The sequence below is a fragment of the Advenella sp. EE-W14 genome, assembly GCF_012923605.1.
Lineage (GTDB): Bacteria > Pseudomonadota > Gammaproteobacteria > Burkholderiales > Burkholderiaceae_B > Advenella > Advenella alkanexedens.
Map to the genome: position 1 here is coordinate 102,141 of NZ_JAAVNG010000012.1, position 22,591 is coordinate 124,731.

General features: G+C 47.0%; 20 protein-coding genes, 4 tRNA genes and 2 pseudogenes. 3 read left to right on the forward strand and 23 right to left on the reverse strand.

The window, feature by feature from the left end; all coding sequences use genetic code 11:
• Positions 1 to 190: 190 nt before the first annotated feature.
• The 8 genes from thpD to HCX92_RS11475 all read right to left on the reverse strand — a co-directional run bounded on the left by thpD (position 191) and on the right by HCX92_RS11475 (position 5,752).
• On the reverse strand, positions 191 to 1,150 hold the full coding sequence (gene thpD, locus HCX92_RS11440; RefSeq protein WP_248290047.1) for an ectoine hydroxylase: 960 nt from the start codon (positions 1,148 to 1,150) through the stop codon (positions 191 to 193).
• Positions 1,151 to 1,162: 12 nt separating this feature from the next.
• Positions 1,163 to 1,558 (reverse strand): ectoine synthase, encoded by a 396-nt coding sequence (locus tag HCX92_RS11445; RefSeq protein WP_169295104.1) that lies wholly within the window; start codon positions 1,556 to 1,558, stop codon positions 1,163 to 1,165.
• The gene (ectB, locus tag HCX92_RS11450) at positions 1,555 to 2,862 is read right to left on the reverse strand and encodes a diaminobutyrate--2-oxoglutarate transaminase (protein WP_169295105.1); all 1,308 of its coding nucleotides are present in this window, start codon (positions 2,860 to 2,862) and stop codon (positions 1,555 to 1,557) included. The genes HCX92_RS11445 and ectB overlap by 4 nt, the downstream gene beginning before the upstream one ends.
• 85 nt (positions 2,863 to 2,947) lie before the next feature.
• Entirely contained in the window at positions 2,948 to 3,514 is a 567-nt protein-coding gene (ectA, locus tag HCX92_RS11455) for a diaminobutyrate acetyltransferase (RefSeq protein ID WP_371808418.1), read from the reverse strand.
• Entirely contained in the window at positions 3,511 to 4,050 is a 540-nt protein-coding gene (locus tag HCX92_RS11460) for a MarR family winged helix-turn-helix transcriptional regulator (RefSeq protein WP_169295106.1), read from the reverse strand. The genes ectA and HCX92_RS11460 overlap by 4 nt, the downstream gene beginning before the upstream one ends.
• Positions 4,051 to 4,406: 356 nt before the next feature.
• Positions 4,407 to 4,482: transfer RNA gene (locus HCX92_RS11465), tRNA-Asn, on the reverse strand.
• A 124-nt stretch (positions 4,483 to 4,606) separates the two neighbouring features.
• Positions 4,607 to 4,682: transfer RNA gene (locus HCX92_RS11470), tRNA-Asn, on the reverse strand.
• A 161-nt stretch (positions 4,683 to 4,843) separates the two neighbouring features.
• Complete coding sequence (locus HCX92_RS11475; protein ID WP_169295107.1) at positions 4,844 to 5,752, reverse strand: polyphosphate kinase 2 family protein; 909 nt, start codon at positions 5,750 to 5,752, stop codon at positions 4,844 to 4,846.
• Positions 5,753 to 5,890: 138 nt separating this feature from the next.
• Between HCX92_RS11475 and HCX92_RS11480 the strand changes: the two genes are divergently transcribed.
• Positions 5,891 to 6,139, forward strand: coding sequence for a hypothetical protein (locus HCX92_RS11480; RefSeq protein ID WP_371808419.1), 249 nt, complete (start codon positions 5,891 to 5,893; stop codon positions 6,137 to 6,139).
• 155 nt (positions 6,140 to 6,294) lie between these two features.
• On the opposite strand, the gene HCX92_RS14790 is transcribed toward HCX92_RS11480, so the two are convergent.
• The 13 genes and pseudogenes from HCX92_RS14790 to scpB all read right to left on the reverse strand — a co-directional run.
• Complete coding sequence (locus HCX92_RS14790) at positions 6,295 to 6,507, reverse strand: hypothetical protein (RefSeq protein WP_211182380.1); 213 nt, start codon at positions 6,505 to 6,507, stop codon at positions 6,295 to 6,297.
• 216 nt (positions 6,508 to 6,723) lie between these two features.
• Positions 6,724 to 7,356, reverse strand: a complete 633-nt coding sequence (locus HCX92_RS11485; RefSeq protein WP_169295108.1) for a copper chaperone PCu(A)C — start codon at positions 7,354 to 7,356, stop codon at positions 6,724 to 6,726.
• A gap of 54 nt (positions 7,357 to 7,410) precedes the next feature.
• Entirely contained in the window at positions 7,411 to 7,911 is a 501-nt protein-coding gene (locus tag HCX92_RS11490; RefSeq protein ID WP_169295109.1) for a copper chaperone PCu(A)C, read from the reverse strand.
• A gap of 34 nt (positions 7,912 to 7,945) precedes the next feature.
• Entirely contained in the window at positions 7,946 to 8,539 is a 594-nt protein-coding gene (locus tag HCX92_RS11495) for an SCO family protein (RefSeq protein WP_169295266.1), read from the reverse strand.
• A 236-nt stretch (positions 8,540 to 8,775) separates the two neighbouring features.
• Complete coding sequence (locus HCX92_RS11500) at positions 8,776 to 9,126, reverse strand: hypothetical protein (RefSeq protein WP_169295110.1); 351 nt, start codon at positions 9,124 to 9,126, stop codon at positions 8,776 to 8,778.
• Positions 9,127 to 9,419: 293 nt separating this feature from the next.
• Positions 9,420 to 11,246 carry a translational GTPase TypA gene (gene typA, locus HCX92_RS11505; RefSeq protein ID WP_169295111.1) on the reverse strand — a complete coding sequence of 609 codons (1,827 nt, stop codon included), beginning with the start codon at positions 11,244 to 11,246 and terminating at the stop codon, positions 9,420 to 9,422.
• Entirely contained in the window at positions 11,243 to 11,995 is a 753-nt protein-coding gene (gene truB / locus HCX92_RS11510; protein WP_169295112.1) for a tRNA pseudouridine(55) synthase TruB, read from the reverse strand. Before truB ends, typA begins: the two co-directional genes overlap by 4 nt.
• 23 nt (positions 11,996 to 12,018) lie before the next feature.
• Positions 12,019 to 12,432 carry a 30S ribosome-binding factor RbfA gene (gene rbfA / locus HCX92_RS11515; protein WP_169295113.1) on the reverse strand — a complete coding sequence of 138 codons (414 nt, stop codon included), beginning with the start codon at positions 12,430 to 12,432 and terminating at the stop codon, positions 12,019 to 12,021.
• A gap of 8 nt (positions 12,433 to 12,440) precedes the next feature.
• Positions 12,441 to 15,542 (reverse strand): translation initiation factor IF-2, encoded by a 3,102-nt coding sequence (gene infB / locus HCX92_RS11520; protein ID WP_169295114.1) that lies wholly within the window; start codon positions 15,540 to 15,542, stop codon positions 12,441 to 12,443.
• Positions 15,543 to 15,617: 75 nt separating this feature from the next.
• Positions 15,618 to 17,102: a transcription termination factor NusA gene (gene nusA, locus HCX92_RS11525; RefSeq protein ID WP_169295115.1), complete on the reverse strand. Its 1,485-nt coding sequence runs from the start codon at positions 17,100 to 17,102 to the stop codon at positions 15,618 to 15,620.
• Entirely contained in the window at positions 17,099 to 17,581 is a 483-nt protein-coding gene (gene rimP / locus HCX92_RS11530; RefSeq protein WP_169295116.1) for a ribosome maturation factor RimP, read from the reverse strand. Before rimP ends, nusA begins: the two co-directional genes overlap by 4 nt.
• A gap of 212 nt (positions 17,582 to 17,793) precedes the next feature.
• Entirely contained in the window at positions 17,794 to 19,332 is a 1,539-nt protein-coding gene (rluB, locus tag HCX92_RS11535) for a 23S rRNA pseudouridine(2605) synthase RluB (RefSeq protein WP_169295117.1), read from the reverse strand.
• A gap of 296 nt (positions 19,333 to 19,628) precedes the next feature.
• Positions 19,629 to 20,142: pseudogene (gene scpB / locus HCX92_RS11540) on the reverse strand (SMC-Scp complex subunit ScpB); the annotation flags it as partial.
• Between the two features lie 82 nt (positions 20,143 to 20,224).
• Here scpB and HCX92_RS11545 point away from each other — a divergent pair.
• Both HCX92_RS11545 and ssb read left to right on the forward strand, forming a co-directional pair.
• Positions 20,225 to 20,301: transfer RNA gene (locus HCX92_RS11545), tRNA-Met, on the forward strand.
• A gap of 295 nt (positions 20,302 to 20,596) precedes the next feature.
• Positions 20,597 to 20,947, forward strand: a pseudogene (ssb, locus tag HCX92_RS11550) (single-stranded DNA-binding protein); the annotation flags it as partial.
• A 129-nt stretch (positions 20,948 to 21,076) separates the two neighbouring features.
• Here ssb and HCX92_RS11555 read toward each other — a convergent pair.
• Positions 21,077 to 22,306 (reverse strand): SLC13 family permease, encoded by a 1,230-nt coding sequence (locus HCX92_RS11555; protein WP_169295120.1) that lies wholly within the window; start codon positions 22,304 to 22,306, stop codon positions 21,077 to 21,079.
• Between the two features lie 205 nt (positions 22,307 to 22,511).
• Positions 22,512 to 22,588 (reverse strand) — tRNA-Met (locus HCX92_RS11560).
• Positions 22,589 to 22,591 lie beyond the last annotated feature (3 nt).

Here is a 22,591-nt window from a genome sequence, read left to right on the forward strand (position 1 = left end):
ATGACACCGTCCAGCCGGGACTTTTGAGTTTTAAGCATTACTGAGAACAGTGAAAGCATATTCCAGACAAAAAAATCCGGCACACCAGGCATGCAATGCATGAACGCCCTGTGTGCCGGATTCCTGTTTAAGCCGAATAACCATCGCCAACACTCACCATTGTCCAATGGCAAGAAAACTTCAATGCCAACTAGAACGGTGTCTGGCTGTTAACACTGTCTAACGGTTCCAGTGCTGAAAAATCCGATCGTGTGGCAATATACTCAGGCCGTGGTGCCAAGCCATACCTGGGCTGCTCAAGCGTATTTTCAACACTGTTATACACCATGAATACGTTTGACCTTGGCCAGGGAGATATATTGCTGCTTGATCCATGCATGGTATTGCAGTCAAAAAACACCACCGAACCGGCCTTGGCTTGCATGGTCTTAATACCGCCCTGCTCTACCAGCAAGCTTAAGGTAAGTGGATCTGGCACCCCATATTGCTGTTTTTTAAGCGACTGTTTGTAATGCTCACCCGGTGTTTCACCAACACATGAAATAAATTGCATCTGTGAGCCCGGCACCAGCATTAGCGGACCATTGCATTCATTATTATCAGTCAGCAACACAGAACAGCTTAACGCACGCATTTTCGGCATGCCGTCTTCCACGTGCCAGGTTTCAAAGTCTGAATGCCAATAAAACTCCTTGCCGGTAAATCCCGGTTTAAGGTTGGCCCGGGATTGGTGGATGTATACTTCCGAACCCAGGATTTGCCTTGCCACATGAATAAGTCGCGGGTCACGGGCAAGGCGGCCAATAGACGCATTCAAGGCATGTACCTTGAAAATGGAACGCACGGCATCACTGCCCGGCTCTGTAATGGCCTCATCCATGCCGGCAATAGATTCATCCTTGCTCATACGAACAACCTCTTCAAGCAAAGCCGCTACTTCTTCCGGTGTAAAGACATTTTCAATTAACAGGAAGCCGTCACGCCGGTAAGCGTTCAGTTGCCCTGCCGAAAGCGCATCCGCATAATTGCCGTCATTCCATACCACGTCCTCATTTCTGGCCATAATGGCTGCCGTGCTATTGGTACGTGAAGCATAAGTGCTATTGGTACGTGAAGCATAAAGATCAGTCATAGATGATGTGGTTATCATTGCATTCTCCCATTAAACGGTATCAGTCACCAATGGGTAAACACCTTCTTCATCATGCACTTCAAGGCCCGTAAGCGGTGGGTTGAAAACGCAGATCACCCGTAAGGGTTCTTTACCGCCACGCAGCCAGTGCTCGTCATGTTGATCCAGTGCATAAACCACCCCTGGGCCCAAGGCGTATTTTTTGCCATCAGCCACGGTTTCAATTTCACCGTCACCTTCAACACACCATACGGCTTCCAAGTGGTTCTGATAGTGAATATGTGTTTCGGTACCCGGAAAAATAACTGTTTCATGAAATGAGAATCCCATGCCGTCTTTTTTCAATAACACACGACGGCTCAGCCAGTTCTCAGTGACCACTTCTTCCTTGGTACCAATCACATCTTTCACATTCTTGACAATCATTTCTTTATTCCTCCAAATTTCAATACCTGGGCATTAATACCCTGGTTTTTTAATACTTCCGTTACACTGCGCTCGATAATTTCCAGCCCACGAATCAGAATTTCGTCTTCGATCGTCAAGGCCGGAAGAATTTTCAGCACCTCATCACGCGCACCCGAAGTTTCTATAACCAAACCATGGCCAAACGCTTTTTTGACTACTTTATTGGCCAGTTCAGGTCTGCCTTCGAACACCAGCCCCTGGATCAGGCCTCTTCCACGCACGCTTAAATCAGCACCGGGAAAGCTGTGTACGATATTTTCCAGCCAGTCACGTACCAGTCGTTCTTTACGAATGGTATTGCGGGCAAAGTCATCCTTGGCCCAATAGCTGTCAAGCGTTTGCGCTGCCGTAACAAAAGCCAGATTATTGCCCCTGAAAGTACCGCTATGGGCACCGGGTTTCCAGATATCCAGCTCTGGCTTGATAAGCACCAATGACATGGGCAAGCCAAAACCCGACAAAGATTTGGACAGGGTAATAATATCGGGGCGAATACCGGCCGTTTCAAAGCTGAAGAAATTGCCGGTTCTGCCGCAACCCACCTGGATATCATCCACAATTAACAGCATATCGTAACGGTGGCAAAGCTTTTCCAGCTCTTTAAGCCAACGCCAGCTGGCAACATTAACACCCCCTTCACCCTGCACGGTTTCCACAATAATGGCCGCCGGTAAATCCAGGCCACTACTGGCGTCATCAAGCATTTTTTCAAGGTAAACAATGGTGTCTACATCGGGGCCAAAATAACCGTCAAATGGCATGAAAGTGGTATTGCTCAGGGCAACGCCAGCCGCTTGGCGAAATTTCTCATTCGCGGTTACAGCTAGCGAACCACCGCTAACACCATGAAAACCATGGGTAAATGAAATGATATTGGAGCGTCCTTTAACCTGACGGGCCAGCTTAAGCGCCGCTTCGACGGCATTAGTGCCGGTTGGACCGGTAAATTGCAATTTGTATTCCCAGTTCCTGGGCTTAAGCAAAACGCGATCAACCGTTTCAAGAAATGTTTGTTTGGCGCATGTAGCCATATCCAGACTGTGGACAAGGCCATCGGTTTCCAGATATTCAATCATTTTTTGCTTAAGTACAGGATTGTTGTGACCGTAATTCAAGGTACCGGCACCGCTGAAAAAATCAACGTATTCCCTACCTGTTTCATCAAATAACAATGACCCTTTGGCCTTATTAAATACAACTGGAAACGACCGGATGTAGCCTCGGACCTCCGACTCCATCCGGTCAAATATTTTCAAGTCCATGATATTCTCCTTTTTAATCATGATATGTAAAACACTTACTATGACCGACCCGCCGCAAACTGCCCGCTAGCCGGTTAGTGCTGTATTAAACCGAAAATGGCCCAATACGTATTAATTTCTCGTCTTCATGCGCTTCGGGGCCAAACAGGCTTTTCTCAAACAAGTCACTTTCATTCACGTTAGCCTTTAGTTTTCGCGCCAGGCTGCCAAACATACTGCGCGAAGCAATATTGTCTGGGCCAACCGTAGTTTCTATAAACCGTACGTTAGCCAGTTCGGGCCGATGCAACAGATTTTGCAGCATTTTCCTGCCCAGGCCTTGGCCGCGTGCCCGCTCATGAACAGCTACCTGCCAGACAAATAAAACGTCTTGCCGGGTGGGATGAATGTAAGCAGAAATAAAGCCATCCAGCCCATGCGCGGATTGGGCGACAACACAGGTATTTGAAAAGTGCTCGCACAAGAGCAAATAGGCGTACACCGAATTAAGATCAAGTGGCGGGCACTTTGCGATTAGCTGATAAATAGCGTAGCCATCGGTCTTGCATGGGGCCCGCAACAGGGCTGTGTTTTCTCTTGCGAGGCCATCTGGCAAGGCAGATGGGGTTTCAGGCAATGGAGGTGTGGGGTTGGGTGTTCGTGTTGTTGTCAAACCATAATTCCAGATTCAGGGTGAGCCCCACCAACGGGAACATCCAGAATGGGTGAGGCGGGTTCTTTGTGAACCTCGGCAGGCTCTGTACCGCTGGCCTCCATCAGTGTCACGATACGTTCAAGCGACAGCGTGATGGTGGCTTGCTCAAGTTCCGGCAACGCATTAAGCGCATCGGCCAGTTTTTTCTGCAATGGAGACGGTGTATTCTTAACCAGTTCAGCTCCTGCTTCGGTAGCGGTAATAAACACAGTACGCCTGTCCTGGCGCCCTCTTTCACGTTTGATGAAGCCTTTGTCTTCAAGGCGGTCAAGGATGCCCACAACCGTACTCGGACTGACGTGAATTTCACGACTGATGGCGGTTGCGGTAATGGGGCCTTTGGCCACAACCGCCCGCATGCAAATAAGCTGTGGCGCCGTAATATTGCTATACGACGCCAAATGCCGCGAATGCAAGGCGATAGACCTTGTAATGCGGCGCAACGCATGCAAAATGCGTAAATCGTACTGCAGACTTGATTCTATTGAATTCATAATGACACGAATGATTAGTGTTAAATTAATTTCTATGCGAACTATATTAAAGCAAAAATAGCTATCCAGCCAATAGAAAATAACTAAGATTTGATAGAAAATGCTACGAAAGACTGCTTTAAAGCCTGAAAATTCCTGATTAGCCTCTTAAAGCAAACAAAAAATAATATGTAAATATGATTTCAATAGAAACCATATTTAAACGAAGACTGAAAAATTTAGTGGGAAAACAGGACGCTGCCCTTAAGTGCCAATTGGGTTTAATTTATTATTGATGATTAAAAGACAAGAGATACTTAAAAGACAAGAAAAAAGCCGGCAATCATGATTGAATGATTGCCGGCTTTTTTGAATTTTGGCTCCCCGAACTGGGATCGAACCAGTGACCTGCGGATTAACAGTCCGTCGCTCTACCGTCTGAGCTATCGGGGAATAAGAAAGCTATTATAACAACAAAAACTATAAAATTGCAAGAACATGACGCGCAAAATATAATTTTTGGATTTTCGGAATTTAACTTCCAGATTTAAAATCTGGAAAAACAGATTTTAAAATTTGGCTCCCCGAACTGGGATCGAACCAGTGACCTGCGGATTAACAGTCCGTCGCTCTACCGTCTGAGCTATCGGGGATCAAATAAGAATGAAATTATGCAACAAATCAGCCAACATGACAAGCCCCTCGTGATTTTTATGCATTTTTTTTTAATTTTTGTGGTTTAAAAGTATCAATCATTCTGATTGTGTCGAAAAACACGTCCTACACACCCAATCAAACCCCATAATCCTGCCATTTATATTTTATAAATTCCCCGCTCTTCTTTATCCAGAATATCCTTGTAAGACTCAAGGGATACAAGAACTTCATTACTTAAACTGGGATACTGCAAATCAAGCTCTTTCAGGGTGGATAACACCGCATCTGCCACTGCCAGCCTGGCATATGCTTTATTATCAGCTGGAATCACATACCAGGGCGCATGCTCACAAGCAGTATGTCTGATGCTTTCTTCATAGGCATGCATGTACTTTTTCCAAAAAGTACGCTCATAAAGGTCATTTTTATCAAACTTCCAGTTTTTCTTGGGATTTTCGATCCGCTCGATAAACCTTGCTTTTTGCTCTTCAGGAGACAGATAAAGAAAGAATTTTAAAATCCTGGTGCCATTGCGTGCCATATGTTTTTCAAAAGCACAAATATCATCAAAGCGCTCTTTCCAAATATTTTCCGTCACCAGCGTGTCAGGTAAATTCTGCGCTTTCAACAGCTCAGGATGCACACGGGTAATCAGGGTTTCTTCATAGTAGGAGCGATTAAAAACGCCAATATTGCCCCGTTGTGGCAAACATTTCGTGGTGCGCCATAAAAAATCATGCCCCAGCTCTTCTGCGGATGGACGCCCAAAGGCATAAACCTCACACCCCTGAGGATTAACGCCAGACAATATATTTTTAATCGTAGAGTCTTTACCTGCCGCATCCATGGCCTGAAAAATCAGCAATAACGACCATTTATTATCCGCATACAAAATATTCTGGAGATCGGAAATTTCGTCAACCATTTCCTTGAGCATTGCTTCGGCATCGTTCTCGTTAATTTTCTCATCAGGAGCGGTTTTACAGTTCCTCAACTGGAACTGCCCCCCCTCTGTAACCCGATACTTCTTTGAGAAATTACGCTTGCCTTTATTGTTTTTCGCCATTGATCCACTCCATTTGAATCACCCTTTTTAACATAAGACACTCATCTATGCCAAAAGCATGGCAAAAGACAAAACCCGAAATTGCATCAATTAGTGTATGTACTTGCAGTCGCCCAAGGCTTAAGGTAACGTTAAAAAGTGGATGAAATTATTAATGTTTCTAACCAACAGGAGCAAACTATGACGTCTCACTCAAAAGCCAATGATAAACAAGAACCTCACACCGGCAAAGTAAGCAATGACACCAATCAACAAGGCAACAAACGACCCACTCAGCTAAACCAAGGCCAGCGAACCCCGGATAGCCGCAGCGATCGTGAAGCACACATTGGTGGTAACAATCAAACCCAATCACGACGGGGATCTGGCGCACATCCGAAGCGCTAGCGCTTGCCGTCATATTCATGATAAAAACCGTCTTTTTTGCGCAGACAAACTAAAATCCGGAACAGGCAAACCAGTCGGTTCCGGAAAATATGTGCCCTATAAACTCACAAAAGAATTAAATCCGTGCAAATATCACTTCAGACAATGGCGTTGAACTAGCCCGTTCTACTCCATTGGAATATCAATATTAAAAACAACACGCCCGCCAGGAAAAACATGAATTTCATCATGCGTGCACCATTGTCAGTGATCCACTGCATGGCCGCTCCGATGGTTCCTGCCCAAAGCTGATTGATTTTTCGGCTAAAAAAACGTGCCAGCCAAAACAGCACTAAAAATATAATCAGGAATTTAAAAAAAATGGCCATTGAGCTCAAAAATATTTATTCACAAGACACTCACAGCTTACACACAATTTACCAACAGTGTTGTTAACATTTTTGGAAATTATTGAGTTATTAACAAAAAAAGAGAACAAAAATGTGAATAGTACTTTAATAATTCTGTAAAAGAATCATAGCCCATTGAATTTTAATAATATTTTATTATTTGCTTATTTTTTGATCAAAATCGAAATTCAATGTCTAATAACTCAGGGAATTGGGTGAATTGACTTTGCACTGCACTGTTTTCATGCCTTCATCCTGAAAATAGAATTGCAATGAGATGAAATCACCCGGCTTGAGATTTGCCTGTTTATTTTCCAGCATAATATGATAGGTATTCAGTGAAAAAGACAGAGATCCGTTAGCGGCAATACTGACTTTATCAAGCCGCTCCATGGTGATCATACCCTGCTTCCTGATGTTTTCATGCATGACGGCCGAAGCATAAGACGGGGTTTTAATCGCGTTTAACACAAGTTCCTTGCCAGAGTTGTTCTTTAATTCGAAATAAGCGGCTGCCGGTAAATGTCCGGGTAATAACCTTACCCAACATTGATCAACCTCTACATGATCCAACTCAATCAGTTTGATTTCGGGTATCTGGTTTTGTGCTTCACTTTGACTTTCTTCCACCAAAAGCAAATGAGCGGGAATTTGGCTGATCCATTCCTCGGCCAGCAAATTACCCTGATCATCGTACTTGACTCTTTTTATCCCCTCGGCAGTACAAATTTCAATCCACTCATACTTGGGCTTTTTGAAGTAATCAACCGCCAACCATGAAATACCGGCCACCAACAGCACCGGGATAAAGAATTTTAAAATTTTCACAAGGGGCTTCATAGATAAGTAAAAAAGATCCGGCATGAAACCGGATCACAAACATTAATGTCCGTGCTTGTGCATTGACATAGGTTCATCATGCTTTGCAGTTTCGGCAGATTTTGTCAAAGGTTTGGCCAGTGCTTTAATATCGATAGTTTCCTTGCTGCCATCATTATTTTCAACAACAAGCTGCAGCTCAACCTCATCATTTTCCTTGACCTGATTATGCAAGTCGATAAACATGATGTGGTAACCACCCGGTTTCAACTCAACCTGCTTTCCATTGGGTAAATCAAGGGCGGGAATTTGACGCATTTTCATGACATCGTCCTGCATGGCCATTTCATGTATTTCCACCGCTTTGGAAATATTGGATTTGGCCTCAATCAGTTTTCCATCCTTATCGGATGTCAATTTCATGAAAGCACCTGTTGCCTGCTGTCCTGGAACAGTAGCGCGTACCCAGGCATCTTCAACAGTGACCGCCGCACTTGCTGAGGCAGAAAACAAAACAGCCGAAACAATCAGCGCCGAATTAATCGGTTTAATCAAAAATTTCATGGTATTCCTCTGTATGGGGATTGGTTTTTTGAAATTATGCTAGCAATTGACGAATATCTTCCGCACACTCTTGCGCACTTTGCGCATGCGACAAAGATAGTCTTAACTTGCCATCGGTATCAAAAACGTAACTAAGCGCGCTGTGATCCATTGTGTAAGAAGAACCGGTTGGCACTTTTTTATAATAAATTTTGAACTCTTTCGCCACAGCCTGTGTTTCATCCAGCGTACCGTAAAGCCCCATAAAAGAAGGATCAAAGGCATTCGTATATGCTTCCAACATTTCCGGGGTATCACGTTCCGGATCTATGGTGATGAACAGCACCTGTAATTTATCGGCATCTTCACCTAACAGACCTTTAATTTCAACCGCTCGTGCAAGGGCTGTAGGACAGACATCGGGACATTGGGTAAACCCAAAAAAAATCATGAGCGCTTTGCCCTTGAAATCATTAAGGGTATAACGTTTGCCATTAGGTCCCTGCAAGTTGAAATCACGCCCAAAATTTGCTCCGGTAATATCCTGTCCATGAACAACGAGCGGTTTTTCTTTACTGCAACCAGCAAGCATCAAAGGCAAGATGCCCAATCCGGTTAGCACCAACCTACGTTTTTGATTTATTGACATTGCATGCATTCAAGTTAAATAAAGCATTCAAATCCACCTTGAACAGAATGGGAAATGACGGGTAAAAACCGTGTTTTTATCAGGAGAAAATATATAAAAAGCGTGGTTTATGCCAATCAAAACTGTTCAAGGCGGAAGCATAGCGTTAAATACAGCAAGCATGGTGAGCTTGGTCTAGAAGCCAACCTTGAATGGGTATTTAACAACATCCCGCTTAACGGGTTTGTTTTTACTTACTAGACTGCCAAAGGAGGTGCCCTTGGACCTAGCGGAGGCCCTGACAGGCGGACATTCATTACCTGAGAATGGTCGAGAGAGGGGGCAACCAAGCCGGGTAAATTGAAAACATCCAGGCCGACACCAGGTGAACCCGCTAGCATTCCTTGCGCGTTAACGACGCTGAAAGGACAACTTAACATGCCATCGTAGGCATTATCCGGGCTGGACTGATTATGCGGGGTTTCGATTGAAACAAAAGTGGACTGGGTACCTGTTGGTGTACAAAGAATGATCTCTATCTTGCCCTGGCCCAGAGCCTGCATATTGGGCATATAACCAACCGGTATGAGCGAACGCAGCGCAAACAAGGCCAGACACAGGTATAAGAATATATACCTGCATGAGATACCTTTAAGCGGAGAAATCCGGTTCACAGTCATCTAAGGAAAGTTAAATTGATCACACTTTAAATTACAAACAGAGGATACCGACTGATACTAACATTGAAATATTATATCGTAAACCATAAAACCACGCTAAATAGATGCTACATGATTAAAATCAATATCCATCACGCACAAATAAACCGCCCCTTCTGCCCAGACTGCAAGCCTGAACTGAAGCGGCGGTTTATTGACTGTGCCGTTTTTACCAGGTCTAATTACAAGCCGGAATTCTCACGGGCGGCACGCTTGCGCTCATGCTCAAGCAGGTAGCGCTTGCGCAGACGTATGCTTTTGGGTGTTACTTCAACCAGTTCATCGTCATCAATGAACTCAACCGCGTATTCCAGATTCAGCTTGATAGGCGGAACCAGGCGCACGGCTTCATCAGTGCCCGAAGCACGGATATTGGTTAACTGCTTGCCCTTGATGGGGTTAACCACCAGGTCATTATCACGACTGTGAATACCGATAATCATGCCTTCATACAGAGGCTCACCGGGTGACACAAACATCCGGCCCCGATCCTGCAGTTTCCACAAGGCATAAGCCACGGCATCACCATTATCCTGACTGATCAGAACACCATTGCGACGCTCACCCACACTACCTTCACGAACAGGAGCATACTCATCAAAAATATGACTCATAAGACCGGTACCGTGTGTCAGGGACATAAACTCGGTTGAGAAGCCGATAAGACCACGTGCAGGAATACGATACTCAAGCCGGGTACGGCCACGGCCATCGGATTGCATATCCAGCAGCTCACCTTTACGGCGGCCCAACTCTTCCATCACACTGCCCTGATGTCCATCTTCAAGGTCTACGGTTAACAATTCCAGCGGCTCACAACGCACGCCGTCAATTTCCTTGTAAACCACACGAGGACGGGACACGGCCAGTTCATAGCCTTCGCGACGCATGTTTTCAAGCAAAATGGTCAGGTGCAGCTCACCACGGCCAGATACCTCAAACACGGTATCATCGTCGGTATCTTTCACACGCAGGGCCACATTGGATTTGAGCTCAAGATTAAGACGATCGCGAATCTGACGACTGGTCACGAATTTACCTTCACGACCTGCCAACGGTGATGTATTAACCATGAAGTTCATGGTCAAAGTGGGTTCATCAATTTTCAGCATTGGCAACGCTTCGGGCTTGGCCGGATCACACAAGGTACAACCGATACCGATCTCATCAATGCCGTTAATCAGGACAATATCACCGGCTTCAGCAGAATCGACCTGCACACGCTCCAGACCCCGGAACTTAAGAACCTGGTTGACACGACCTTTAAAGGTGGCGCCATCCTCACCAAATTTGACCACCACATCCTGCCCGGCACGGATGCGACCACGGTTAACCCGGCCAACACCAATCTTGCCCACATAACTGTTGTAGTCAAGCGAGATGATTTGCATTTGCAAGGGGGCATCTTTGTCATCATTCCGCTGTGGAACATGCTGCAAAATAGCATCAAACAAGGGACGCATATCGCCTTCACGCACATCATCGGTCAGACCTGCGAAACCGGACAGGCCAGAGGCATACACAACCGGAAAGTCAAGCTGCTCTTCTGTTGCACCAAGCTTGTCAAACAAGTCGAAAGTTGTATTGATGACAAAATCGGGACGTGCGCCAGGACGATCAATTTTATTGACCACAACAATGGGTTTCAGACCCAGGGCAAGGGCTTTCTTGGTCACGAAACGGGTTTGTGGCATAGGGCCTTCCACGGCATCGACCAGCAGCAAGACACCATCAACCATCGACAATACGCGCTCTACCTCACCACCAAAATCGGCGTGTCCGGGCGTATCAATGATATTGATGTGGGTACCTTCATATTCGACAGCGCAGTTCTTTGACAGAATGGTAATGCCACGTTCTTTTTCAATATCTCCGGAGTCCATGACACGTTCAGCAATATGCTGGTTATCACGGAACGTACCCGCCTGATGTAACAACTGATCAACCATGGTTGTTTTACCATGGTCAACGTGAGCAATAATCGCAACGTTACGGAGCGCTTGGCTCATAGTATTTCCTTTTGAAGTAGTTTTAACGGCACGAGACCGTCTGGTAGTTCATCCAGGGCTATCAGCGTATCAACCGGTGATTCCATACTCTGCAATGAAGCAAGGTCAATTGCATTATCTATGGTAAACGGGCCAACCGCCGTTCGCCGCAAGGCAATAAGGTGCGCAAAGCAGCCCAATGCCCTTCCAATATCCTGGGCAAGTGTGCGTATATAAGTGCCTTTACTGCAAGACACTTCCAACTCGACCATCTCAGGTTGAACACGCAGCACATTTATTTCGTAGATGGTTACTGTACGAGGTTCACGCTCAAGCTCTATTCCTTGACGCGCATATTCATAAAGCGGACGCCCATCCCGCTTCAAGGCCGAATACATCGGCGGAATTTGCTGTATTTCACCCAAAAAACGGGGCAATACATTGTTTAACCGTTCTGCGGTAATACCGGTAAAATCCGCAGCCTCCTGAGTAACAGTCCCCGTCAGGTCGCCTGAATCGGTTTCCGAACCCAACTGAAGCGTGGCAATATATTTTTTATCCACATTCAGCATGGGACCACATATTTTAGTCGCTTTCCCAAAACAGCAGACTAACAAGCCGGTCGCAAAAGGATCCAAAGTTCCTGTATGACCGGCTTTTTTTGCATCCATAGCACGTCTGGCTCTTTGCAGGGCGTGGTTGCTTGATAAATCTACCGGTTTATCAAGCAGTAGCACCCCGGTAATGTCCAGACCTTTCCTTCGTCCCATTTGTTTACCCAAATACCAGGCAATTATTTTTTGCCTGTTTCAATATCATCAAGATTATCTGTTTGTACAGGAAAATCTTCCGGACGGTTTGCACGATCGATAAGCTGTGTCATCTCGATACCACGCGCCATCTGCTCATCATGAATGAAACGCAAGGTGGGCACCGTATGAATGTGCAGCATTTTAAACAGCAATGAGTGCAACCAGCCTGCCTTTTCATTCAAGGCAGCAGAAGCCACTTCAGGCTCTGCGCCCAGAACGGTGAAATACACTTTGGCATGTGCATAATCCGCACTCAGGTCAACCCCGGTCAAGGTAATAAGGCCCACACGAGACATATCCAACTCACGCTGGATAAGGACTGCCAGATCTTTCTGTATCTGATCTGCCAGTCGCACATTACGGCTGGCAGGTGATTTTGACTTGTGTCGATTCATAATGAAATTTACAGCGTACGGGCAATTTCTTTGATTTCGAAGATCTCAAGCTGATCGCCCACTTCGATATCGTTATTACCCCTTAAAGTGATACCGCAATCGAAACCGGCTTTCACTTCTTTGGCATCATCCTTGAAGCGTTTGAGGGAGTCGATGTAACCGGTCCAGATAACCACATGATTACGCAACAGACGTACTTGAGAGTCACGGCGTACCAGACCATCGGTAACCATACAACCGGCCACTTTACCAATACGGGAAATGCTGTAAACCTCGCGAATCTCAACCATACCAATGACTTCTTCGCGTTTTTCTGGCGCAAGCATGCCGGACATGGCGCTTTTAACATCATCGACCGCATCATAAATAATGTTGTAGTAGCGAATATCGATACCATTGGATTCGGCCAGTTTTTTCGCACTTTGGTCGGCGCGTACGTTAAAGCCAATAATAACCGCATTGGAAGCAATGGCCAGGTTTACGTCACTTTCAGAAATACCACCAACGGCTGCATGCACAACCCGTACACGGATTTCATCGGTAGACAGCTTGACCAGCGATTGAACCAGCGCTTCCTGAGAACCCTGGACATCTGTTTTAACGATGAGTTCAAGCGTTTGCAGACCTTCACCAATGTTGTCAAACATGGATTCAAGCTTGGCGGCCTGCTGACGCGCCAGTTTCACGTCACGGAATTTACCCTGACGGAACAAGGCGATTTCACGTGCCTTGCGCTCATCAATAACCACCTGGACCTCGTCACCGGCGGCAGGCACATCAGACAAGCCCTGGATTTCAACCGGTACGGATGGACCCGCCTTGGGAATGTTTTTACCTGTTTCATCGAGCATGGCACGCACGCGACCATAGGTTGCGCCCACCAGGATGGCATCACCCCGCTTCAGGGTACCACTTTGTACCAGAATGGTGGCAACAGGACCACGTCCCTTATCAAGGCTGGACTCAATCACCACACCTTTGGCGGGAGCATCAACAGCGGCTTTCAGCTCAAGCACTTCAGCTTGCAACAATACGTTTTCGAGCAAATCATCAATACCAAAACCGGTTTTGGCAGATACGGGGACAAATGGTACATCACCACCGTACTCTTCAGGCACCACTTCCTCGGCAACCAACTCCTGCTTGACACGCTCGGGGTTGGCTTCGGGTTTATCCACCTTGTTAATGGCCACAACCATAGGTACACCAGCCGCTTTGGCATGGTGAATGGCTTCTCGCGTTTGTGGCATGACACCATCATCGGCCGCCACGACAAGAATGACAATATCGGTTGCCTGGGCACCACGTGCACGCATGGCCGTAAACGCCTCGTGTCCCGGGGTATCCAGGAAGGTCGCCACACCCGCTTCGGTTTTCACCCGGTAAGCACCAATATGCTGGGTAATGCCACCGGCTTCACCCACTGCCACTTTGGCACGACGGATATAGTCGAGCAAAGAGGTTTTACCATGATCAACGTGACCCATGACGGTTACTACCGGTGCACGTGGCAGCAATTCAACGTCTATGCTTTGTGCGCTTTCATCAAGGAATGCTTCGGGATCATCAAGTTTGGCTGCAATGGCATGGTGACCCAATTCCTCAACCACAATCATGGCCGTTTCCTGGTCAAGAATCTGGTTAATGGTAACCATTTGACCCATCTTCATTAACAGCTTGATGACCTCTGCTGCCTTGACAGACATTTTATGCGCCAGATCTGCCACTGAAATGGTTTCCGGCACATGTACATCACGGGCGATAAACTCGGGCACTGCCGGTTCTTTAACCTGTTGCTGCTGATTCCTGCGATTGTTTTTGGAACCGCTGCGACCACCTCCGGCACGCCAACCCTCTTCCTGAGCCTTGGCAGGCGCTGCCGCCCGCTTCTCGACCGGTTTTTTACCCCGGGCACCATCTGTCCAATTGCTGTCACGTTCCGTTTTCTTGGCACCAGCAACGGGCTTGACATCTTTCTTGGGTGCTTTCTTGGCAGCGTCAGCCCCTTCTACTGCAGCGGGTGCCGCGCGCAACACTTTGCGGGGACGATTCAGCATATCACGCAATGCCGCCGCTTCCGCTTCGGCCTGACGACGTGCTTCCTCACGTGCTGCCGTGTCTACCGGCTCACGTCTTGGCTCTACAACAGGTTTTTTAGAGCGGATATTCATATCTTTATTGACCGCTGGTGCGGCAACGGGCGCCTTGCCCTTAACCACTTCGTTTCGGCCACCCTGCCTTGCCTGCTGGGACGACTTTTGATCAGCCGGTCGTGATGTTTTGCCATCACGCTGTTCATTGATACGGCCTGATTCTGGAGACTTGCTTTTAACCGTCGACGCCTGGGCTGGTTTCTGATCAGCCTTTACTGAAGCAGACGGCACATTTTTGGATTCAGTATGCACTTCTTTTTTCTCAACCTGTTGAGATGTAATTGATGATTCTTCCGTAGTTACGGAGGATTGTTGAACTTGCGGCTGAGGACTACCGTCAGGCTCTGTGGATTTCACTTCTTTTGCCACACTGTCAGCCGCAACTACTGGCTGCTGAGTTGTTTCCTGGGCATCGCCAGATACCGTTTCAGGAGATGCCTTGGCGGTTGGCGGGACATTTTCTTGTGGCTTATCTTGCAATTGTACAGCTTCAGGAGCCACTTTCGCAGCAGAAGTTTGTGCAACCGATAGATTTTCTTCTTTTTGCACTATTTCTTTTGACACGGCCTCGACTTCAGGCTGTGTTTTTACGGCCTGATCAGGCGCTGTTAGCGGGGCAACAGACCTGGCGGCCTCTGCCACGGCTTCTTTGCCATCTGTGATATCCCGCTTGACAAAAACCCGTTTTTTACGAACTTCAACCGGGATGGTACGAGAGCGCCCGGAGCTATCCGCCTGACGGATCTCTGACGTTTCACGGCGTGTTACCGTAATTTTCTTACCCTCTTTTGCACCATGCGCACGGCGAAGGGAATCCAGTAGTTTGGTTTTATCGCTCTCGGTGACATTATCCTCTACAGAATTCACATTGACACCTGCCGCACGAAGCTGTTCAAGCAACACATTGGCAGGCAATTTCAGTTCGACGGCAAACTGGGCAACAGTAATACTGGGCATTAGGCTCTCTCTTCCCTTTCACAACAATTCAACAACATTCAATAGGCAATCTGATTAAAACTGTAGATATGAAGATTAATTTTCATCTTCATCAAACCAGTGGGCTCGCGCCTTGATAATTAACTCTCCTGCCTGCTCATCTGACAAACCGGTCATTTCCGACAGTTCATCAGTGGACAACTCAGCAAGATCATCACGTGTCTGAATACCACCTTCGGCCAGTTTTGCAATAAGCTCTGGGGTCAGACCTTCCAGATCCAGCAAATCCTGGGCAGTTTCAACACGCTCTTCCTGTACGATTGCTTCGGTCAACAAAGCAGTACGGGCACGGTTACGCAACTCATTAACGGTATCCTCATCGAAACCTTCAATTTCAAGCAACTCTTGAATGGGCACATAAGCGACCTCTTCAAGACCTGTAAAACCTTCATCAATAAGGATATCAGCCACTTCTTCATCCACATCCAGTTTCTCGATGAATGTGGCACGCATTGCGGCACGCTCTTCATCCTGGCGATTGCGGTTTTCTTCTGGCGTCATGATATTGATTTGCCAGCCGGTCAGTTCAGAGGCCAGTCTTACGTTCTGACCTTTGGAACCGATGGCTTTGGGCAGGTTCTCGGCATCAACCACGACATCCATGGCATGCTTTTCTTCATCCACAAGAATGGACTCGACATTAGCAGGTGCCAGGGCACCAATCACGAACTCGGCCGGATCATCCGCCCACAGAACGATATCGACCTGCTCACCACCCAATTCATTACGAACCGCGGTAACACGCGAACCACGCATGCCTACGCAGGTTCCGATAGGGTCAATTCTTTTGTCATAGGCCACCACGGCAATTTTGGCACGCATGCCAGGATCACGGGCAGCCGCCTTGATTTCAAGCAATCCCTGCTCGATCTCGGGAACTTCATTTTCGAACAACTCGCGAATGAACTCGGGGGCCGTACGGGACAGAATGATTTGCTGATTGCGGGCAGTACGGTCAACCTTGGCCACCCATGCACGAACACGATCACCAACCCGCAGGTTTTCCTTGGGGATCATTTCACTACGAGGCAGCCGGGCCTCTATTTTGCCGGTTTCAATAATGGCATCGCCTTTATCCAGGCGTTTGACCGTACCGGCAATAATGCTTTCCCCACGATCGAGGAAATCATTAAGCACCTGCTCACGCTCAGCATCGCGAATTTTTTGCAGGATAGCCTGCTTGGCAGCCTGCGCACCAATACGACCGAACTCAACGGGCTCAAGAGGCTCTTCAATGTATTCGCCTTCCTGGATACCAGGTTTGATCTCTTGGGCATCGCTAAACAGTTCCTGACGGTCAGGTTCCTGCAATCCAGCCTCATCGGGCACGACGAGCCAGCGACGGTAGCCTTCATGCGCACCCGTAGCCCGATCTATCGTTACACGAATATCAGCATCTTCTTTAAAACGTTTTTTCATGGCTGAGGCCAAAGCACTCTCAAGCGCACTAAAAACCACTTCACGTGTCACATTTTTTTCACGTGCTAACGCATCAACCAATAGAAGAATTTCGCGACTCATCGCTTTTTACCCTTGAAATCAAGAACCGGATCAAGTTTTGCCTTTTCTACATCTTCGAATGCAAAAACAATGACTTGAGTTTCGTTCTTTTTAACATCAAATTCCAGACAGAATTGACCTGTCTGCGTTCCATCAGAAGCCGTTTCCTGTGACAAAATCCCGGTAAAGACTTTGCGATTATCGACAGCTTCACGTAATTTAATTTCCACCCGCTCACCGGCAAACCGTTTGAAATCGGCCAGTGTACGCAAAGGGCGATCTACACCTGGCGAACCGACTTCAAGACGTTTATAGTCGATATTTTCAACTTCAAACACCCGCGATAGTTGGCGAGAAACCTGTTCACAGTCCTCAATTCGCACGCCACCTTCACGATCTATGGTTACGCGCAGCAACCCAAAGGCAGCACGCTCGACATCAACCAGCTCGACCCCAAGGCCAGCTATCGCTTGTTCAGTAAGAGTATATAAATCAGCCATACAATAAAAAAATGGGCTTTTACAGCCCATTGTTTACAAAAACACCGGCTTAATCCCTCAACCGTTGTTTTTATATAATTCGTTCCATAAACCAGGTAAATTCCTTTTGCTCAAAAAAGGAATTTACAACTAGACAACCTATGATTATATCAAAAAAACCTGGATTTTGCTAAGTATTTGATATTTTATCAACAAAACAACATCATTAAAGCCTACCGACCGCTTCTGCCACGACCGACAAAGCCCAGCCTGGACTCGTGAGCTGCCGCACCCTTGGGCTGCCAATCATCCTTATGACGGGCCGCCCCTCTGGCTTTATGTCCACCTTCAGGACGCGCAACACCTTCCTGTTTGGGACGCGTGTTTTTTCTGGACGAATTTTTAGCATAACCACCACCCTCGGTACGGGACTGATTGGGCTTGCGATTATATACACCACCAGGACGAGCAGGCTTACGCTGCCCATTGCCCGCTGCCCTCGCATACGATGAAGGACCAAAACCCATATCAGGAACCGCAGATTCAAACCCTGGCGGCATGGCATTATCATGCGATATTGGCTGACGATCACGCCCTCTGCCCGAGGCCGAATCATCATCAGCCTTCATTAAACCCAGACGAACCATCAATGCCACCACCAATGAAGGATCCAGCTCTTCCCAGCGACCACGGCGCAGATTCCTTGGCAGGACAACCTCTCCAAAACGCGTCCGAATCAGACGACTGACTGTTACACCCACCGCCTCGAACATGCGACGCACTTCACGATTCCGGCCTTCCTGGATCGTGACGCGATACCAGCGATTACTGCCTTCACCGCCAATATGCTCCATCACCCCAAACGCTGCCAGACCATCATCCAACTGAATACCCTTGGTCAGGGATTGGATTTGCTCAACACCCAATTCACCCAATACGCGCACTGCATACTCACGTTCGTTACCGTAACGCGGATGCATGAACCGATTGGCCAAATCACCCGAAGTTGTGAATATCAGCAAGCCTTCGGTATTCAAGTCAAGACGACCGACTGACACCCATTTACCCGTACGCATCTTGGGCAATCGGGAGAACACGGTCGCACGACCTTCCGGATCATCATGACTGACAATTTCTCCGGCAGGTTTATGATACAAAATCACCCGGGGCGGGCGCTTGGCATTGGGACGGGCAACCAGACGTCCGTTAACACGAACCACATCATTCACACCAACCCGCTGACCGATATGCGCAGGCTCACCGTTAACCGAAACCCGTCCGGCAATAATCAGCTCTTCCATTTCACGACGCGAACCCACACCCGCATCCGCCAAAACCTTATGCAACTTGGGCATAACCGCATCACTGGTCAGATACTTACCCAGGCGCTGCTCAAGTTTTGCGGATTTTTCCAGAAACGCCAGAGCATTATTCGATTCATTTTCATCAAATACCTGCTCATCGTTCACCAATTCCGCTGCAGACACTTCCTGAGCCGGCCGGTTTGCCGCTGGTTTGCGAGCTACCGGTTTGCGCTTGCTCGCTGCAACACCACTCTTGGCGGTTGGCTTGCGTGTTCGTTTCGCGGGCTCCGGAACGTTTTCCGGTTGCTCTGCTGCAACTGCTTTTTCTTTCCTGGGCTCGATTGTTGCATCAGCACGCCTGCGTCTGAATGGCGTGCGCAATTTACGACCCTTGCTTTTCACTTGAGCAGAGTCAGGCTGCGCCTCACCACCCGCGACAATCGTGACGGTTTCCGTTACTGTATCCATATATTTGCTTATTTGACCTTCTTCCGAAAGCACTTTGAAATTAAAGTGGTCTTAGTGATTCACCATTAATCAAACACCGGCAAGTAAATACTTGTCCTGCCCGCGTTTTTTACTTAACTGTTTATTTATTGCTTTTCAATCATTATTCACAATTTGCCCGGAATTCGGGACAACTGCCACCTCGGGCGTTAAATCCACAACGGGCGACTGCTCATGACTGCTATTTTCTTCCGGATTTTCCTCAGCAGGAAACAAGCCGGCAAGTTTATCTCCGGCAACCAGAAGCACCTCTCCCTCAGAGGCCAAACCAGGCAATTCATCCAGCGCTTTCAATCCCAGATCATCTAAAAATTGTTTTGTGGTCCCAAGCAAAGCCGGTCTTCCAGGTGCATCCCTGTGACCCAACACTTCTATCCAGCCACGCTCTTCTAAAGTTTTAATGATTTGGGAAGATACCGTCACACCGCGAATATCTTCTATGTCGCCCCGTGTAACCGGTTGACGCCAGGCAATAATTGCCAATGTTTCCAAAACCGCCCTTGAATATTTAGGTGGTTTTTCTGGATTAAGGCGTTCTAAATACTTTTGCATTTGTGGACGACTTTGAAAACGCCATCCACTAGCCAACTGCGTTAATTCTAAACCTTTATTTGACCACGCGTCTTGCAAATTTAACAATTGTTGCTTAATTACATCGTTTTTTACTTCATCCGACTCAGCAAACAATTTTGCCAGATCAGAGACCTTCATTGGTTGCTGAGCACACAATAGCGCGGCCTCCAACACATTGCGTATTAAATGTTCATCCATGGTTCAGTATATGGTTTGTTATTAAAATCCGATAAACGGCTTGCATTATTATAACAGGTAGACTATTATTATATTCTTCAGACGCGGGGTGGAGCAGTCTGGCAGCTCGTCGGGCTCATAACCCGAAGGTCGTAGGTTCAAATCCTGCCCCCGCAACCAGTTTTAAAAAGCCTGTTTCTTTATAGAAACAGGCTTTTTCATTTACCCCCTTTGTCGTTCGTTATTTTTATTTGTTAGCCCTTTGTCTTAGCCTTTATCACCTTACCCCCCCCCTGAACGACATCGCAATTTAGTTCTTTCTTTCACTCATCCGCTTTCCGGCACTCCACCACTTCCCTCAATCTCCAAATCCATTAAGCAATAACCACAATGGACACAATGCTGCACCATTTACTCAGCAATATAGGCAATTCCCCTACCATAAAACCTGGATCACCCTTTTCAGGAAATTTTTATGGCATCAGTCAACAAAATTATTTTAGTGGGAAATCTGGGGCACGACCCCGAAATCAAGCACAGCCCCGACGGCACAGCCATGTGTAATGTATCCATTGCCACCTCTTTGAACTGGAAAGACAAAAACACGGGCGAGCGCCGTGAAGAAACCGAGTGGCATCGTGTTGCTTTCTTTGGCCGTCTGGCCGAAATTGCCGGACAATACCTTAAAAAAGGCAATGCGGTATATGTCGAAGGCCGCCTTAAAACACGCAAATGGCAAGACAAAAACACAGGCCAGGACCGCTACACAACAGAAACCATTGCCGAACAAATGCAAATGCTAAGCAATAATGGCCATGGTACCGACTAGACCCTGCCCAAGACATCACGAACACCCCGCATAGCCACCAAGGCCCAAGCTCAATAACCACAGGCCTGCCTGTTTTATGCAGCCAGGCCTGTAATCATCTGCAGCAACGTCAGTGAATAAACCGATCTAAAGCAAATATATCCACAAACCAGCCAAAACCAGACAGATGACAGACACGGGAAAACCTGCTTTTGCGAAATCCATAAAAGAGATTTCCACGCCACAGCTTTTCGCCTGTTCAACAACTACGATACCGGCCAGACTGCCAAAAATTACCATATTGCTTGAAAAACCGGTACCAAGTGCAAGCGCCGCACAAAGTGCATTCGCATCGGCACCGGCATCCAAATAGGGAACCAGCAACATGACGGTTGGGTTATTACCCACAATATTGCTTAATGCTGCACCGGTTGCATATAAAGACAGCGGATCATTTAAATCCATGCCCAAGTGCTTCAAATCGGCAAGCAGCGTTTGAGGCAGTCCTGTTGCTGCCATGGCCGCATTGACAATGAACAGCCCCATAATCAGCAGGATTAAATTTCCATCAACCTCTTTCAATACATCATTCGAGGCAATCTTTCGGTTAATAAGCAAAATACCGGCTGCTGCGAGTGCAACCAGTTCTTGTGGCCAAATATCAATGATAAATAAAACAACAAGGGCAACAGTCACCACGGATGCCTTCAGTGTTTCGATGAGATTGAGTTGGGGTAATGACATGGGTGCATGCGCATGAGAGGCGGATTGTTTGGTTTCCCATTTACCTCTAAACAGAAAACAAATGACACCCCAAACAATAAATAAAGAAATGATGGCAGGCAGGCCAGCCACTTTTAATAGCTCAACAAAAGACACATCAAGTGCTTGCGCGGCAATCATATTCTGCGGGCTACCAATGAGTGTGCCCACGGAACCGGCATTGGCAGCAAAACAAAAGCCAAGTAAAAATGGAATCGGATTCAGGCCACGGACAAGTGTGATGGAAACAAGTAGCGGCGTCATGGCAACAACCACGACATCATTGGTTAATATGGACGACAGAATACCACTAACCATAATAAAAACGGCGAGCAATTTTGCAGGATTTACATTTAAGGTTGCGACTTTATGGGCAGCCCAGCCATAAAACCCGGACACGGCAAATGCACCAGAGACAATCATTAATCCAAATAATAGACCAATGGTTTTATAATCGATGGCATTCCATGCCGCCTGTGATGAAATACTTCCGATGGATAGCATGGCAAGTGCACCAACCAGGGCTGATCCGGTACGATCAATTTTAAATCCAGGTAATTTGCCAAACCCCATGGCAACATAAACCGATAAAAAAATTAAAAGGGTTAAATCCATGCCTTTATCCTTCAGTACAAAATAAAAAGCCTGCTTGTTAAATACTACAAGCGGATAAGTCACACTATAAGTATGATTTTGTGGTTTGATAGTGGATGAGAGCAGGGAGCAGCTAAAAGAGAGGCAAAATCACAACGGCCTCTGCAACTGTAAATTGATTCAATAAAAAAGGACTTGCCGAAAACACGGAAGTCCTTGATTTATTTGGTTGCGGGGGCAGGATTTGAACCTACGACCTTCGGGTTATGAGCCCGACGAGCTGCCAGACTGCTCCACCCCGCGTCT